Genomic DNA, 17,906 nt, shown 5'->3' on the forward strand with positions numbered 1-17,906 from the left:
AGGCATAAAGACTTAAAAACCGTGCCTAAGCACGGTTTCTATAAATCTGATTTTTCTATGAATCTGATTTAAAGTTAAATCAACGAGATTATTTAAACTGGATAGAACCATTGGCATTTACTGTGATCTTCGACTCACCAGCAGCCATATTTTGTCCACCAGCATCAGCAGCTTCAAACTTAGCCATAGATGCACGTGCGGCATAAATCGGTTGTGGATAAGAGTTGCTGGTATTGATGTTGATATTCACCAAGTTATAAGACGATTTGTTCCATGCTTGCGTTAAAATTTGCGCACGTTGCTGGAAGTTTTTCGAAGCTTCAACCATTAATTCATTTTCAACTTTTTTACGTTGTTCATCAGACACTGTGAAGTTGATAGACTGGGTTTGGAAGCTGTTTTGCAATTCATTGATTAGTTGGCTTGCTGCTTTAAAGTCTTTACTTTCGATTTGGATTTCAGCACGACCACGCCAATCTTTTAACTTTTGATTGTCATTGTCATATACAGGATAGGTGGTTTGTGAACCTGTTTCGACTTTAACTTGTGGATATTTTTTAGAGATCGCAATGGCTTGATTCATTAATTGAGTGATTTGTGCGGAAAGCTCGGCAGGCTGTTTGTTGGTCTTTTCAATAAACAGTACGGCATGCATTTCATCATTAGACACTTGACGTGTCGCATCTGCTTGAACATTTACGATGTTGTAGTTTAGCGGATCATTATCAGCTGCCATTGTCATTGTGCTCAGTGTAGTTCCCAGAAGTAAAGTGGTTAAAGCTAAGTAACGCATAAGTTATCCTTAAAAATTGTTTGATTAAATTTTATGACCAAAAGATATATTGTATAAATTGAATCTGTTTTTGATGATAATGGTAGTTTGTGGAAAAACTATGGCGGATTTTGTGGTGCATTTGTAATAATTTACATAGAAATTGCAATAATGTTTTATTTAAAAATTTTTTAAAATGAATTGTTTACGCACTTATAGACTATTGGATTTGTATAAGATCGTGTCTTATAGGTAACGTGATTTTAATTGTCTACTTTTCTTTGCTTTGTCACATAGTATGATAATAATACTTGAACTGGATTGAGCTAAATGTTTTTTTCGATAAATGGAGAGTAGATAAGTACATAAAAGTTATTTATTTTCTTGTAAAAAACTGTATTATCGCGCTCCTAGTTATGAATATTAAAAGCTCTCTAACTAGATTTCTATAAAGCACCGAGTCAAAGGACCACAAGTCACCCGACTTATTTCTTTCAACCCATATCAGAGATGGTAATTCGATATGAGCGTTACTTCTGTAAATCCTGCTGCCACTTCCACAAACGAATACTACTTGACTCGCCAAAGTCAGATGGAATCGAATGTTCGTAGTTATCCACGTAAATTACCGTTAGCGATAGCGGAAGCACATGGTTGTTGGGTTACCGATGTTGAAGGTACAAAGTACCTCGATTGTTTAGCTGGGGCAGGAACATTGGCTTTAGGCCATAACCATCCTGCGGTGATTAAAAGTATTCAAGACACTTTAGCAAGTGGTTTACCTTTACATACTTTAGATTTAACAACGCCTTTAAAAGATGCTTTTACTGAAGCACTACTTGAACAACTCCCAGGTGGAAAAGAAGAGTATTGTCTACAGTTCTGTGGTCCATCTGGTGCAGATGGTACAGAAGCAGCGATTAAGTTGGCAAAAACATATACTGGTCGTAGTACTGTGATCAGTTTCTCTGGTGGTTACCATGGTATGACACATGGTGCACTAGCGATGACAGGTAACTTATCTGCTAAAAATGCGGTGAATGGCTTGATGCCAGGCGTACAATTTATGCCATATCCGCATGAATATCGTTGCCCATTGGGGATTGGCGGTGAAGCAGGTGTAGATGCCCTTACCTATTATTTCGAGAACTTCATTGAAGATGTCGAAAGCGGTGTGACCAAACCTGCTGCTGTAATCCTTGAAGCGATTCAAGGTGAAGGTGGTGTTGTGTCTGCACCTGCAAAATGGTTGCAAAAAATCCGTGAAGTGACTGAACGTCATAATATCGTATTGATTTTAGACGAAGTTCAAGCAGGCTTTGCACGTTCAGGTAAAATGTTTGCCTTTGAACATGCAGGTATTGAACCTGATGTTGTGGTGATGTCAAAAGCAGTCGGTGGTAGCCTACCATTGGCTGTATTAGGGATTAAACGTAAGTTTGATGCTTGGCAGCCAGCAGGTCACACGGGGACTTTCCGTGGTAACCAACTTGCTATGGGTACTGGTCTTGCAACGATTAAAACAATCAAAGAGCAAAATCTGGCGAAAAATGCACAAGAACGTGGTGATTTCTTACAAGCTGAATTGAAAAAATTAGCCCAAGAATTCCCATGTATTGGTAATGTTCGTGGTCGCGGTTTGATGATCGGTGTTGAAATTGTGGATGAGCGTAAGCAAGCAGATCATATGGGTTCGCTTCCTGCTGATTCACAATTGGCAGCTGCAATTCAAACAGCATGTTTTAACAATAAACTATTGTTAGAAAAAGGCGGTCGCAGTGGTACGGTGATCCGTCTACTTTGTCCGTTGATCATTACTCAAGAAGAGTGTGAAGATGCAATTGCGCGCTTTAAGAAAGCTGTTGCAGAAGCTCTTGTTGCAGTTCGAGGCGCTTGATTTATGGTAGATTTTGCAGAACATCGTAAAGCGTTACTCTGCAATGATGCTCAATCTATTGCTGACTATGAGTCAGCAATGGCTGAGGCGACTAAAGCAGTCGCAGCATGGTTGCAAAACGATAAAATGTACACAGGCGGAAGTATCAAAGAACTTCGTGAAGCGATTTCTTTTGCGCCGTCTAAACAAGGTTTAGGACTTCACCAGTCGCTTGAGCGTATGGTTGAACTTTTCCTCAATAAAAGTTTAAAAGTACATCACCCACATTCTTTAGCACATTTGCACTGTCCAACGATGGTGACCAGTCAAATTGCTGAAGTGCTGATTAATGCCACAAACCAGTCAATGGACTCTTGGGATCAAAGCCCAGCAGGCTCATTGATGGAAGTTCAATTAATCGATTGGTTGCGTCAAAAAGTAGGTTATGGTGCAGGTCAAGCAGGGGTGTTCACTTCTGGCGGTACACAGTCTAATTTGATGGGTGTACTGTTGGCGCGTGACTGGTGCATTGCCAAGAATTGGAAAGATGAGGATGGTCGTCCTTGGTCTGTTCAACGTGACGGTGTTCCAAACGAAGCGATGCGTAATGTCAAAGTGATTTGCTCTGAAAATGCACATTTCTCTGTTCAAAAGAACATGGCGATGATGGGTATGGGCTTTCAGTCGGTTGTGACTGTACCGGTCAATGAAAATGCACAGATGGATGTCGATGCGCTAGAAAAAACCATGGCGCATTTACAGGCTGAAGGCAAAATTGTTGCTTGTGTTGTTGCGACTGCTGGGACAACCGATGCTGGTGCGATTGATCCATTGAAAAAAATCCGTGAAATCACCAATAAATATGGCTCGTGGATGCATATCGACGCAGCATGGGGTGGTGCACTGATCTTATCAAATGACTATCGATCAATGCTTGATGGTATTGAATTGTCTGATTCGATCACCTTAGACTTCCATAAGCACTATTTCCAAAGTATTTCATGTGGTGCGTTCTTGTTGAAAGATGAAGCGAACTATCGTTTCATGCATTATGAAGCTGAATATTTAAATTCGGCTTATGATGAAGAACATGGCGTACCAAACCTTGTTTCGAAGTCTCTACAAACAACGCGTCGTTTCGATGCGTTAAAATTGTGGATGACCATCGAAAACCTAGGTGAAGAGCTTTATGGTTCAATGATTGATCATGGCGTTAAACTTACTCGCGAAGTGGCAGATTACATCAATGCTACTGCTGGTTTGGAAATGCTGGTTGATCCACAATTTGCATCGGTGTTGTTCCGTGTCGTTCCAGAGAATTACCCTGTGGAATTACTGGATACATTGAATCAAAACGTTGCAGATGAATTATTTGCACGTGGTGAAGCCAATATTGGTGTGACTAAAGTGGGGCAGGTTCAATCTTTGAAAATGACCACTTTAAGCCCAGTTGCGACTTTAGACAACGTGAAGAATCTTCTTGCTTTGGTATTGGAAGAAGCCGATCGTATTAAAGCAGCAATCGCTGATGGTACATATACGCCTGCAATTGACTAGGTTTAAACTATGTTGATTGAAATGAAATAGACTTTGTTTATTTCAAAAAACGCCCGATGAATTTCATTGGGCGTTTTTTATTTAAAGGTGTTTTGATCAAAAATATAGTCAACCTGTCAAAGAACTCAGACGCAAGAATATAATCTCTTTTGATTAAATTAATTTCCTGTAAGAATAAATTATTTGCTTGTAAAGAAGCTTGCAATGCTACACCTTGCATTCAAAGTTTAAATACCTCCACCCAACGGTGACATCCATGTCACCCCACGGTAGGGTAACCATCTAGAACCTAAAAGCACAAAAACGAATTGATCACCTAGTTTTTAAAGTTCATATAGAAACATAAGCTTCATTTATGATCAAATACTTGGTCATAAAAAAAGAGATCTTATCGATCTCTTTTAAATTGAACTTTGACTTAAAAATTACACATTGAGCTATTACGGGTCAAGTCAGGTCCCCAAGTACGATAACCTTGAGTATCAATATGGATTTGTCCTGAAGCATATAGACCTAAGCCCATGTTTAAGTTCTGACCATACTGTGCCCAAAATTGACACAGTTTAAACTTGGTGTGTTCAATATAAGCATAATCTTCAGGTTGAGGGTTTTCAGGACCTATACGAAAGTCGATGGCTGAATTAAATAAATGACGTGAAGAGCCAGCGCCACCCGCACATTGATTCAATGGTAGGTCACGATAAACTGAAGTAACCGTAAAGTCTGTTAAAACTTTAGATGCAACCAGATATTTGAACACTTTCAATGTCGGTAATTGATTATTCCATAGCTCTCGACTTGGAATCATATATTCTGATTTACCGCATTTTTCCCAATCCCGTGCAGTTTTAAATAATTCAAAACTTGGAATAATATTTCCTGCATTGTTTTGTTCAAGAAAACGTTCATAACCACGCGCACGAGACTGGTTGTCACCATACATTAACCATTGACGATAAGAGGCGGGCATGGTTTTTTGTGGGATGGGTCGTTCAATCGTAATTTTTTCTTCAGGAATATAAATACGTTGACCATGCGGTGTGCTAATTGTTGGATTCTTTTGAGGGGAAGATGTACATCCGGCCAGAATCATTGTAGTAACACCGACAGCAAGTAGACCTTTCAAAATAAATTTCATTCTCAATATTAGCTAAAGCAAGTAACGGAGTATTCTAGTCTAGTTTAGGTTGGGTATTATGAATAAATTGCAAATAAATGTATAAATTACATATTTAAATGCAAAAAAGATCAGCCTAAGCTGATCTTTTAGAACAATACTTATTTTTCTAAATACTGTAATTTGTCTGGCTTACCATTCCATTCTTCACGATCTTCGGGTTGATCGCCAATTTGGGTAATGTTCGGCCATTTTTGTGCAAGTTCAGCGTTTAATTCAATAAAGACTTCTTGACCTTCAGGTAATTCATCTTCTGAGAAAATTGCATTTGCAGGGCACTCAGGTTCACATAATGCACAGTCAATACATTCGTCTGGGCTAATCACAAGGAAATTCGGACCTTCATAAAAACAGTCTACTGGACATACTTCTACGCAGTCTTGATATTTACACTTAATACAATTTTCAGTGACAACAAAGGTCATGGCGTCAGCTACCTAAAAATATGGTTCTAATTAATAATGGTGTATTTTAGGGAAAACGCGACAAAGTAACAATTGCTTTTATTGATATTTAATATAGAAGAACCTGCTGAATCAATTTTTTTTATAGTAAGAAGGTTTATTTTGTGATGTATTTCTCATTTATGTGAGTATGAGTAATAATTATAGAGAAAGTATAGTTAAAAAAATGCTAAGCATATTAAAAATAGGGCATAACTGTAATATTGAAAAAACCTAAAAATCATTTTATTGCTTGAAAAATAAACCGAACCTGCTGTCTGTTTAGACTGAATGATCGTTGACTATATTTCTCTATATGGATTATTCGCTGAGATTGTAGATTAAATGGATATCCTCAGGTTCTAAAGACCAGAGTTGATGATCAGGCTTTTCTAAAAGCTTTGCGCCTTGCTTGAGATAAAAATCGACTGTACGTTGAGTGGGAGTTGCTGAAATATAGAGTTGTTTTGCACCTAATTTTTTTGCTGATGTGATGGCTGTTTGCATTAACTGACTGCCAATGCCATGACTTTGATGATGGGCATCTACATAAAAATATTGCAGTAGCTTCGCTTGAGGATAATCAGTAATTTTTTGATTTGATACGACCTGAACTGCGATGAGTTGATTTGACGGAGTAAAGCCACCTATGCAAATTGCACCTTGTTGGCAAAGATGTTTGATCAAAGGTGGGTCATTTTCTAGATGATACTGATCCCAACACTGAACATCATAAAAGCAGTCAATACGCTGAAGTTGTTGGCTGTGTTGTAGATATATATGTGTGATTAACTCTTTTCGATCAATCTGTTGCCAAATTAAATCAATCTCAGCGTATTGTAATGGTCTAAAGGAAATCTTAATTTTACAGCCCTCAAATCGGTTTTAATGACTTTTTATACATCAAACCTTTATGTTTTTGAATTTAGATAATCGGTTTACTTGTAATACATTTTTCCAGAACCCGCTTAAACAATAAACAGGTCCTGGGATATTGGTCTATGACTTTAAAGCAGCTTTCAGAGCATACAATTGTTCAAGTGCTTGGCGAGGAGTTAAATCATCTAGGTCGATATTTGCCAAAGTATCGAGCACTGGAGAAGGTTTAATAATTTCAATGACTTTTTCAATTTCAATAATCTGCTCCTGTGTTTCAGGTTCAGGTTGGTCAACATTGGCAAATAGATCATTTTGTACAACGGATTGCAATTGTTGCTGTTGTTGCTTCTCTAAAATTTTTAAGCGTTTTTGTGCTTCTTTAATCACTCCAGCAGGAATCCCTGCAAGTTTTGCAACTTGTAAACCATGGCTTTGACTGGCAGGACCTTGCTGTACTTTATGCAATAAAATCAAATTACCATTCAATTCTTTAGCAGTGACGTGATAATTATCAATTGCGACTTCTTTTGATAATTCGGTTAATTCAAAATAATGGGTTGCGAATAAACATAAGCATTTGATGCGTTTAGTTAAGTCGAGTACACATGCCCAAGCCAGTGACAAACCATCATAAGTACTTGTACCCCGACCAACCTCATCCATCAGCACTAAAGACTGATTGGTGGCATGGTGCAAAATTTGAGAGGTCTCAGTCATTTCAACCATGAAGGTAGATTTACCTGTAGACAAATCATCTGCAGAACCAATACGGGTAAAGATACGATCTATAGGACCTAATTTTGCAGCTTTTGCAGGAACGAAACTACCGCAATAGGCAAGTAGACTGATCAATGCGGTTTGACGCATAAAGGTCGATTTACCTCCCATATTCGGTCCAGTAATGATTGCCATACGATGATTAAAATCGAGTTGAGTATCGTTCGGTGTAAATGGCGTTTTACTTAATGATTCAACCACAGGATGACGACCAGCAGTAATTTTAATGCCGATCTCGGGGCTATATTCTGGTCGATTCCAATTGTTTAAACGTGCTTGATGCGCAAAGTTAGCCAATAGGTCAATATGTGCAATGGATGCACTCATCATTTGCAAATTGGCAATGTCTGCTCTTAATTCATCTAACAACATTTCAAAGAGTAGCTTTTCTCTAGCCAATGCTCGAGATTCACTGGAAAGCACTTTGTCTTCAAAGGATTTTAACTCTGGCGTAATGTAACGCTCAGCATTTTTCAAGGTTTGGCGACGTATATAATGTTCAGGTGCTTGTTCTGCCTGAGCACGGGTGAGTTCAATATAGTAGCCACTCACACGGTTATAGCCAATTTTTAAGGTATTGATACCCGTTGTTTCACGTTCTTTAATTTCCAGATCAATTAAAAATTGCCCTGCATGATCACGGATTTTACGAAGTTCATCTAATTCAGTATCAAAGCCTTCTGCAATGACATTGCCATCACGCAATAAAACAGGAGGGTTTTCAACAATGGCTGACATTAAACGTTGGTGCAATCCATTAAAATCACCCAATTCTTCATTTAATTGTCCAATTAATTTAGATTGTTGAGTATTGAGAATGGGTTGCAGGGCATGCCTTAAAAATGGGATTTGGGCGCATGCCTGACGCAGTTGTACCAAATCACGTGGACGAGCACTTCCAAGAGCGACTCGACTTAAAACACGCTCAATATCTCCAATTTCTTTAAGCACTAAACGTACAGGCGCTTCATGATAACCTTTGAGCAATGTATCTGTGGCGTCTAGACGCTCATCGAGTATTTGTGTATCGCGTATAGGTTGCATTAGCGTACGTGCAAGCAATCTGCTGCCCATTGCAGTTTGGCAATCATTGATCAAACTAAATAATGATGTTCCATGTTCAAAGAGTGGATCAATAATTTCTAAATTACGACGTGTGACAGGATCGAGCGCAATGAAATCAGAACTTTGTTCTAACTTAATTGAACGAATATGCGGTAAAGCTGTTTTTTGAGTTTCCTTCGCATAATGAAGCAAGGCAGCGGCTGCTGCTTTAGCCAGCGGTAAATGATCAATCCCAAAGCCAGAAAGTGTGGAAACGGCAAACTGATCACATAAGGTTTTTTGTGCATTATTTAAATTAAAATCAACATTTGGACGTTTGGTGATTGGACACTCAATTTGTTTTTTTATTTGCTCAATAATATTCGGGTCGACAATGTCTTCATCGACTAGAATTTCACTTGGCATTAATCGTGCCAGTTCAATCGCTAAATTTTCAGATTTAAAATCTTGCTGCTGTACTTTAAAAATACCTGCACTTAGGTCAAGTAAGGCGATACCGATTTGATTTTGCTGAAAGCATAAGGCAACAAGATTGGAGGATTGTGTTGCCGTCAATAAGGCATCATCAGTTAACGTTCCTGGTGTAATGATTCTGACTACGCCGCGATCAACAGGTCCTTTTCCTGTGACTTCACCAATTTGCTCACAGATCACCACCGCTTCGCCTTTTTTGACTAGACGAGCCAAGTAGCCTTCAGCTGCATGATAAGGTACACCCGCCATTGGAATAGGTTCGCCGTTGGCTTTTCCACGGTGCGTGAGCGTAATTCCAAGCAGTTTGGCTGCTTTTTTTGCATCATCAAAGAACAGTTCGTAAAAGTCGCCCATGCGATAGAACATTAATGAATGTGGATGCTGCATTTTTACTTTTAAATATTGCTGCATCATTGGCGTGTGAGAAGATAAGTCAGCCGTTATTTCTGTGTTATTCATGTACATGAAATCCCTGAATTTAAGCAAAAAATATAAATCTAAAAAAGCCTGGCCGTCTAACCGAATCCAATTTTTCTGAGTGAATGTGAACTAATCAAAGCGGAAGTATACCTTGAAGTGTACTTGTGATTGTTGAAATTAAATCAACAAAGGGGAGACGATTAGCTCAATTTCTCTAAGCTCCATCTTAGCAAATTGAGGAGGATTAATAAAAAATAATCCTGAGATGAGTGAGGAAATAAACAGCAAAAAGAAAGATGGCGCTATCTGCACGGGTCATTAATAAAATGAGAAAGAAGATGCTGTAAACAAGGGGGAAGAATATTAGTCAAGTTAAAAAGTTGGCTATTTTTGGTAATTTGTAATCTAAATTTGAAAGAACTCAAAAGGGCTTATTTGAGTTGGCATCCATTTTGCTTTTCTTAATTTAGTCCTATCATTGAGCTAATTTATGAAATTAATTAGAAATTCTTTATTTACCCAAGTCATTATTGCTTTATTTTTGGGATGTTTATTTGGGTATTTTTCTCCAGAAATTGCTAAGAATTTCCAAGTTTTAGGTACAGGATTTGTCAAATTAGTTAAAATGCTTATTGCTCCACTTATATTTTGCGTGATTGTTTTAGGTATATATGGTGCTGGCGATTTAAAGAAAGCAGGTAAGGTTGGTGCAAAGACTTTAATTTATTTCGAGGTCATGACCTCAATTGCACTTGTACTAGGGCTCATTGTTGCATATATTTTTAAACCTGGTCATGGAATGAATGTAGATTTATCAACATTAGATGCATCACAGTTGGAAAAATATAATGAGAATATTCATGCTGTTACTGGAGTATCAGATTTTTTCTTAAACATGATTCCTCAAACTGCTGTAGGAGCATTTACAGGGAATGATGTTCTTCAAGTTGTTGTTTTCGCTATTCTGTTCGGTGTTGCATTATCAATGCTTCCTAAAGATACTAAGGATCCAGTGGCATCTTTGATTGATAAGATTTCTCAAGTTATTTTTAAAATAATGGCGCTTATTGTGAAATTGGCACCTATAGGCGTTTTTGGTGCAATCGCTTTTACTGTAGCTCAATTCGGAATTGCAACGCTTGTTAATCTAGGCTATTTGATACTCATTTACTATATGACCGTTATTTTCTTTGTCGTTGTTATACTTGGACTCATATTAAAATTATTAGGGTATAACATTTTTAAATTCATAAGATACTTTAAAGAAGAAATTTTGATTGTCTGTGGGACATCATCATCTGATTCGGTGTTACCACAAGTCATGTATAAATTAAAAAAACTCGGTATTAAAGACACAACTGTAAGTCTTGTTATTCCATCTGGATACTCTTTTAATCTTGATGGATTTTCAATCTACCTGACACTTGCTGTTGTTTTTATTGCTCAGGCTACTGGCGTTCATCTATCAATTTCAGACTTACTCATCATTTTGCTTATAACTTTGTTTACTTCAAAAGGTGCCCATGGTATTCCTGCATCAGCAATTGTTGTTTTAGCTGCTACGTTATCCAGCTTTCCAATTATACCTGCAATTGGTTTAGTGCTGATTCTTTCAATAGATTGGGTGATCGGAATTATTCGAGCAGTCAGTAACTTAATTGGCAACTGTGTTGCTACCTTAGTCATTGGCTCTTGGGAAAAAGATGTAGATGTTCAACAGGTACAACGTATGCTAAATGATCCTAATTGGGCTAAGTCTGAGCTAGTTCAAACACCACCCCAATTAAAACCTATTGATGAAAAATCCATAATATATTGATGATTCGATGAAAAGAATGCCAATAAAGTTGATTGGCATTCTTGAAATAGCAAATTACTTTAGGTAAAAGCCATTTCCTGATCATTTCTTATTTTTTCTGAATATTTATTCAAAATTATCTTTCTATGTTTGATTTCACTCACCCAATTTAATTGAACCTTAACTTTGACGTTGGTTGACCTTAACGATCTGTTTAGCACATAAATCGATTATTTTGAGGGGAGATAACCTTTGACTTTAGTGATGAGAATCAGACAATACATTTTTAAATACTTTATATAAGCCAAGTATGGGCATGGCAACCTTATGTGCAAACTAATTAAGATATTGCTATAACAATAGAATGAAAATAAATGGGGTTATTGACCGATATAGTCATCTACATTAACGTTTTAGTGTCATGAAAAAAAATATTTACTTCACATAAATTTCATTTCGGGTTGATTAAACTTCTTTATATAAAATCCAATGATTAGAAAATTAGGATACCTCTATGTTGAATCGTGTTAGGCAGTGGATAGACAGTTGGTCCCGTCCGATTCAGGTACAGACCAGTTCTTCAGAAAGCAAGAAAATTCAATGGGTACGCATTATTCCTTTTATCATTCTGCATGTTGCCTGTCTCGGTATATTTTACGTCGGGGTATCTTGGTTTGCTGTCACTTTCATGTTGCTATTTTATCTGATAAGAATGTTTTCAATTACTGCATTTTTCCATCGATATTTGTCACATAAAACGTTCCAAACCTCGCGAATAGTTCAATTTGTTTTTGTGTTGATTGGAACGATGAGTGCTCAACGTGGACCTTTGTGGTGGGCTGCGCATCATCGTTATCATCATCGGTTTACGGATACAGAACATGATCCACATTCATCGACCTATGGTTTTTGGTATAGCCATTTAGGCTGGTTTTTAAATGATTATAATTTTGCCACGCGTAAAGAAGTGGTCAAAGATTGGCTGAAATATCCTGAAATGGTGTGGTTAGATCGTTTTAGCTTGATCATTGTGCTGCTAACCGCAGTGTCAATTTATGCTTTGGGTGAGTGGCTTGCCGTTGTCTATCCATCACTTGCTACATCAGGTCTACAACTATTGGTCTGGGGCTTTGTTGTTTCAACAGTTTTATTAATTCATGCCACTTTATGTATTAATTCACTCGCACATTTATATGGCAGTCGAGATTTTGAAACAGAAGATCAAAGTCGAAACAATTTATTTTTATCGATCATTACTTTAGGTGAGGGATGGCATAATAACCATCATTATTATGCTGGGAGCGCTAGGCAAGGTTTTTATTGGTGGCAAATTGATATCACTTACTATCTTTTAAAAATGATGTCTTGGATCGGTTTAGTCTGGGGATTGAAACCAATACCAGCACGAGTCTATGAATTCAGTAAAATTGCTCAATCATCAACTAAAGTAAATATCTTCATTAAAACAAACACCAATAAAAGTTCAACTGGGGAATCTTCATGAAAATTGCGATTATTGGGTCAGGAATTTCTGGACTGTATGCTGCATGGAAACTTTCAAAACATCATCAGGTCACTATATTTGAGAAAAATACGTATTTTGGTGGGCATACTGATACACATGATTTGATTATTGATGAGCAAAAACTCGCTATTGATAGTGGTTTTATCGTATTCAATCATTATAATTATCCATTATTTAGCCAGATGATCGCTGAGTTAGGTGTAAAAGCACAAAACAGTGATATGAGTTTTTCGGTCAATAATCTAATTACGGGTTTACAATATAACCCTTCAAAAAAAATTTCTTTACTAAGTAGACCACAAAATTTTTTTAAATCAAAATTTAGAGTCATGCTTTCTGATCTTTTTAAATTTTATTCAGAAAATAAAACTGTCGTGGTGAATGATCTTGAGATCAATTTAAGTATTGAAGATTATCTAAATCAAAATGGATATTCCGAGGCTTTTCGCCAAGAGCATTTATATCCAATGTGTGGCGCATTATGGTCATGTCCGATTGATCAAGTAGGAAAAATTCCTTATAAATTTGTGGTGAGTTTTTTTCAACACCATCGAATGCTTCAGCTTAAAGATCGCCCTCAATGGCAAACTTTAATTGGTGGTTCAGCTCGTTATGTCGAAGCCATTCAACAGCAGTCTGCAAATATTGAGTTTAAAAAACAAGCAGTAATCAGTGTATCTCGTTTGACGGATCAAGTGATTGTTCAAACAGAGTATGAGACACAAAAATTTGATTGGGTGGTTTTTGCAAGTCATGCAGATGACAGTCTAAAGTTATTAAATGATCCATCTGAATTAGAGCAGGAGGTGTTGTCCAAATTTTCCTATCAAGACAATAAAATGGTGGTACATCATGATCTGACAATTATGCCCAAGTCGAAATCTCAATGGGCGAGTTGGCATGTACATATTACTCAAGATCAATCAAATTTTAATACGCAAAATATCAAGCCAAGAGTTCATTACACATTTAGCTACTGGATGAACAAACTACAAAACTTGTCCTGCCAAACACAAATTTTCGCTACATTGAATCCAAATTTTGACATTAAACCAGAGCTGGTTTTAGTTGAGCGCGAGTATCGTCATCCTGTATTTGATGTATCAGCCATAGGAGCGCAAGGACGCTGGTCTGAGATTAATGGACAAAATCGAACATCATTTTGTGGTGCCTATTGGGGATGGGGGTTTCACGAGGATGGTGTACGTAGTGCAGCTCAAGTTGTGAAGCATATAGAAAAGCTAATCTAGGAGTTCTCATGTTGCTGACTGAATTAGCTATAGCTCCAGCCTCGATCCGGCATCGACGCTATTTACCCAAGTCCCATCAATTTGAAACAAAGTTAAATTATTTATGGTTTGACCCAGATCAAATTCACTATTTTACCGAGCAATCTTATTTATGGTCATCACAACGTTGGAATTTACTCAAACTTGATCCGAATGATTTTTTAATAGAAGAATATGGAACAATTCGGCAAAAAATTGAAAAAATATTATTAAAACAAGCCAATAGTCTACTATGTTTAGATACACAAATTCGAGTTTTAGCCTTGCCGAGAACTTTAGGTTATCGATTTAACTCAGTGGTATTCTTTTTTATTTTTGATGCCAGTGAAAAGCCACTATTTATTCTGAGTGAAATCACCAACACGCCATGGGATGAACGTAAAGTATATGTACACGACTGTCGTGACAAAGCTGTACAACATTCTCAATTTAACAGCTATAAATTCGAGTTTAAAAAATCATTTCATGTTTCTCCTTTTATGCCAATGGACATCAATTACAAATGGAGTTTTAATTTCTCTGCGCAACAAAATGTGATTCATATGCAGCTTTTTCAACAAGATGTACTGCAATTTGATGCAACTATGCGATTTTCACTAACCCCCATCACAGTTTCTTCACAACAGCATCGATATGCTATTCATAGTGTCTTTGAACCTTTCAAAATGATGGCGGGAATTTATCTAAATGCTTTTCGTTTATGGAAGAAAAAGGTCCCATTTTATCGGCATCCCAATAAACAAAAAGGAAAAACAAAGCGATGAAAGCACTTATTTCCAGTGAACAAGATTCTCTACCTTTGATTTTACAAAGTTTGTTAAAACTCCGTCATGGTCAAATTATATTTAGCGGGGTGTGGAATGGTTTTGTCGGTGACAGTATTGAGTTAGTAGCAGTAGTTCAGGTTCATGATAAAAAATTGGTGGACTTGATCTTCAAGTATGGTGTGCTAGGCGCAGCTGAAGGCTATATTCGTGGTTATTGGAGTACGAATCATTTGGTTGAATTGATTCAAATTTTGGCACGTAACCGTGATCTTTTGGATCAATTAAATCAAAATATTATTGCTCAAGCGAGCCAATTTTTTTTAAAAGCTTGGTATAAAAAGCGTAAAAACTCGATCAAGGGGAGTCGTAAAAATATCGCAGATCATTATGACCTGAGTAATGATTTCTTTAAATTATTTCTTGATCCATCAATGATGTATTCGAGTGCCGTGTTTAAAGATGCTGAAATGACTTTGGAGCAAGCCTCAGAGTATAAAAAAGATTTGATCTGCCAAAAACTACAACTCAAACCCATGGATCATTTGGTCGAAATTGGAAGTGGATGGGGCGGTTTTGCACTTTATGCTGCACAAAATTATGGCTGTAAGGTAACAACGATTACGATTTCACAAGCACAATATGATGAAGCCGTGGCGCGTATTGAAGCAGCAGGCTTAGCACATCGGGTAGAGGTGCAACTAAAAGATTATCGCTTGCTTGACGGTAAATTCGACAAATTGGTTTCAATTGAAATGATTGAAGCGGTAGGTGAACAATATTTATCCACTTATTTTAAACAATGTCGTAATTTATTGAAACCAAAAGGATTGGGATTAATTCAAGCCATTACCATTGAAGACGCACGCTATAAAAAAGCGTTAAAAACTGTTGATTATATTAAACGGTATATTTTCCCTGGTAGTTTTATTCCATGTATCAGCGTATTAACGCAAACGGCATCCGAACAAAAATTACGTTTAAAACATTTGGAAGATATTGGTCAAAGTTATGCACAAACATTGCATCTTTGGCGGAAAAATTTTTTAGCTGCTCGTGAACAAGTTCTTGAACTTGGATTTGATGAAAATTTTATTCGGATGTGGGACTTCTATTTATGTTATTGCGAAGGAGGATTCAAAGAGGGCGTAATCAGTGATGTACATATGTTGTTTGAAGCAAATATTTATTAACTTCTAAGCATTCATTGATATATCAAGGAGTAAGCAAAATGTTTTTGAAATTGTTTTTACTTGATGTCGTGATTATGCTGCCCTGTTGGCTCATCGTAAGCTATAACAATCGTGCGGGTTTAGTCGATGTAGCATGGAGTTTCTGTATTGCATTGAATGTGATGTTAGCTGCTTTTTTGCTGGATCTTGCACCTCTAAGTGTACGTATCTTTATTGGACTTTCAAGCAGCATTTGGTTTTTACGCCTGACGTGGCATTTATTTCGCCGTTACTGGCATGAAACAGAAGAAGACCGTCGTTATGCCAATATGCGCCGTGCTATGGGGCAATTCAAACATTTGGGATTCTTGGCTTTTTTTATGTTTCAAGCAGGACTCGCGCTTTTGTTTTCTTATCCCATGCTATCTTTACTCAGTTCCCCAAATACACAGTGGAATGAATGGATCTATTGGGCACAGATTGCAGCCGCACTGGTGATGTTACTGGCTTTTATTGGTGAAAGCACTGCCGATCAGCAGCTATATCGTTTTAAACAGAATCCAAATAATCATGGTCAAACCATGGATCAAGGATTATGGAAATATTCGCGTCATCCGAATTATTTTTTTGAATGGTTACATTGGTTTGCCTATCCTATTCTAGGATTAGCGGCTGGGCTTTATCTGCTATGGATTTATCCATTACTGATGTGGGTATTTTTATATTACATCACGGGTATTCCGTTTAGCGAACAGCAAGCATTACGTCATCGTGGTCAAAATTATCGGGATTATCAAAAACGAACCTCAATGTTTATTCCGTGGCAACCTAAAGAGTAGATCAAAATATGGATTATATTATTCAACAATCTTTAAAGCTGGTCGAAAGTGGGCTGATCCCAGATCAAGCTATACGTGCGGTGATCCGAAGTTTAAGTAAAAAGCGTTTGATTCAAGAAGGACGTTATGATCCTGAATTGGGTAGTCAGCGTTACATGGATGTTGTGAACATGCTTAAACGTAGTGAAATTGCGATTGAAACTGACAAAGCTAACGAGCAGCATTATGAACTTCCCACTGCATTTTTTCAGTCTGTACTGGGAAAGCACTTAAAATATAGTGCGAGTCTATTTACAGATGCACAAACCAGTCTAGACGAAGCTGAAGCGTTGGCTTTAGCATGTTATTGCGAGCGAGCAAAATTAAAAGATGGTCAACACATTTTGGAAATCGGTTGTGGTTGGGGATCCTTAAGTTTATGGATGGCTGAGCATTATCCGAATGCCTCCATTACGGTGGTGTCAAACTCAGCAACGCAACGTGAATATATTCAGGAACAAGCTAAATTACGGCAGTACAATCATTTAAAAGTGATCACCTGTGATGTCAATGTATTAGAACTTGAATCCAGTGCATATGATCGTGTGGTATCGGTGGAAATGTTTGAGCATGTGCGTAATTACCAAAAGTTATTTGAAAAAATAAATCTCTGGCTTAAACCTGATGGATTATTGTGGTGTCACATTTTTTGTCATCGGTTTTTACATTATCCATTTGAAATTAAAAATGAATATGATTGGATGTCGAAATACTTTTTTAGTGGTGGACTTATGCCATCTGCATCGACTTTCTTACATTTTCAAGATCACTTACAATTAGAACAGCATTGGCAATGGTCAGGTAAACAATATGAAAGAACAGCAAATGCTTGGCTTGAAAATATGGACCGACAACATCAAAGTTTAAAACCATTATTTGAACAAACCTATGGTAAAGATGCAGCAATATGGTGGCAACGTTGGCGAATCTTTTTTATGGCTTGTGCTGAACTTTTTGGTTTTGAACAGGGACAAGAATGGGTTATTGGTCATTTTTTGTTTTGCAAGAAAGTCTTATAATCTAAATTGAATGTGTTGTTT

The 17,906-nt window shown here is 37.3% G+C and carries 14 protein-coding genes; 9 read left to right on the top strand and 5 right to left on the bottom strand.

All coding sequences use genetic code 11. The features are described 5' to 3' along the window. Positions 1-88: 88 nt before the first annotated feature. Positions 89-793 carry an SIMPL domain-containing protein gene (locus tag I9192_RS08220; protein WP_004831412.1) on the bottom strand — a complete coding sequence of 235 codons (705 nt, stop codon included), beginning with the start codon at positions 791-793 and terminating at the stop codon, positions 89-91. A gap of 502 nt (positions 794-1,295) precedes the next feature. Here I9192_RS08220 and I9192_RS08225 point away from each other — a divergent pair. Both I9192_RS08225 and I9192_RS08230 read left to right on the top strand, forming a co-directional pair. Beyond that, complete coding sequence (locus I9192_RS08225) at positions 1,296-2,669, top strand: diaminobutyrate--2-oxoglutarate transaminase (RefSeq protein ID WP_004831411.1); 1,374 nt, start codon at positions 1,296-1,298, stop codon at positions 2,667-2,669. 3 nt (positions 2,670-2,672) lie between these two features. Continuing rightward, complete coding sequence (locus tag I9192_RS08230) at positions 2,673-4,205, top strand: pyridoxal phosphate-dependent decarboxylase family protein (protein WP_005029918.1); 1,533 nt, start codon at positions 2,673-2,675, stop codon at positions 4,203-4,205. A gap of 418 nt (positions 4,206-4,623) precedes the next feature. Here I9192_RS08230 and I9192_RS08235 read toward each other — a convergent pair whose 3' ends face one another. The 4 genes from I9192_RS08235 to mutS form a co-directional block, all read right to left on the bottom strand. Further along, positions 4,624-5,343: a D-Ala-D-Ala carboxypeptidase family metallohydrolase gene (locus tag I9192_RS08235; protein ID WP_005029915.1), complete on the bottom strand. Its 720-nt coding sequence runs from the start codon at positions 5,341-5,343 to the stop codon at positions 4,624-4,626. Positions 5,344-5,483: 140 nt separating this feature from the next. Continuing rightward, positions 5,484-5,807, bottom strand: a complete 324-nt coding sequence (gene fdxA, locus I9192_RS08240; protein ID WP_004831407.1) for a ferredoxin FdxA — start codon at positions 5,805-5,807, stop codon at positions 5,484-5,486. A gap of 339 nt (positions 5,808-6,146) precedes the next feature. Beyond that, on the bottom strand, positions 6,147-6,683 hold the full coding sequence (locus tag I9192_RS08245; protein WP_042066225.1) for a GNAT family N-acetyltransferase: 537 nt from the start codon (positions 6,681-6,683) through the stop codon (positions 6,147-6,149). A gap of 141 nt (positions 6,684-6,824) precedes the next feature. Then, entirely contained in the window at positions 6,825-9,479 is a 2,655-nt protein-coding gene (mutS, locus tag I9192_RS08250; RefSeq protein WP_005029910.1) for a DNA mismatch repair protein MutS, read from the bottom strand. A gap of 451 nt (positions 9,480-9,930) precedes the next feature. Here mutS and dctA point away from each other — a divergent pair, with 451 nt between their 5' ends. The 7 genes from dctA to I9192_RS08285 all read left to right on the top strand — a co-directional run bounded on the left by dctA (position 9,931) and on the right by I9192_RS08285 (position 17,885). Continuing rightward, complete coding sequence (gene dctA / locus I9192_RS08255) at positions 9,931-11,259, top strand: C4-dicarboxylate transporter DctA (protein ID WP_005029908.1); 1,329 nt, start codon at positions 9,931-9,933, stop codon at positions 11,257-11,259. A 493-nt stretch (positions 11,260-11,752) separates the two neighbouring features. Beyond that, positions 11,753-12,742 (top strand): acyl-CoA desaturase, encoded by a 990-nt coding sequence (locus tag I9192_RS08260; RefSeq protein ID WP_151800957.1) that lies wholly within the window; start codon positions 11,753-11,755, stop codon positions 12,740-12,742. Beyond that, positions 12,739-14,013, top strand: coding sequence for an NAD(P)/FAD-dependent oxidoreductase (locus I9192_RS08265; protein WP_200150322.1), 1,275 nt, complete (start codon positions 12,739-12,741; stop codon positions 14,011-14,013). The genes I9192_RS08260 and I9192_RS08265 overlap by 4 nt, the downstream gene beginning before the upstream one ends. A gap of 8 nt (positions 14,014-14,021) precedes the next feature. Continuing rightward, a complete protein-coding gene (locus tag I9192_RS08270; RefSeq protein WP_200150323.1) occupies positions 14,022-14,816 on the top strand; it encodes a DUF1365 domain-containing protein in 795 nt (264 codons plus the stop codon). Continuing rightward, complete coding sequence (locus tag I9192_RS08275; protein ID WP_009584841.1) at positions 14,813-16,009, top strand: SAM-dependent methyltransferase; 1,197 nt, start codon at positions 14,813-14,815, stop codon at positions 16,007-16,009. Before I9192_RS08270 ends, I9192_RS08275 begins: the two co-directional genes overlap by 4 nt. Positions 16,010-16,047: 38 nt before the next feature. Beyond that, entirely contained in the window at positions 16,048-16,827 is a 780-nt protein-coding gene (locus I9192_RS08280; protein ID WP_005029896.1) for a DUF1295 domain-containing protein, read from the top strand. 8 nt (positions 16,828-16,835) lie between these two features. Continuing rightward, a complete protein-coding gene (locus tag I9192_RS08285; RefSeq protein WP_004831335.1) occupies positions 16,836-17,885 on the top strand; it encodes an SAM-dependent methyltransferase in 1,050 nt (349 codons plus the stop codon). The last annotated feature ends 21 nt before the right edge of the window (positions 17,886-17,906 follow it).

Source organism: Acinetobacter bereziniae (assembly GCF_016576965.1).
Lineage (GTDB): Bacteria > Pseudomonadota > Gammaproteobacteria > Pseudomonadales > Moraxellaceae > Acinetobacter > Acinetobacter bereziniae.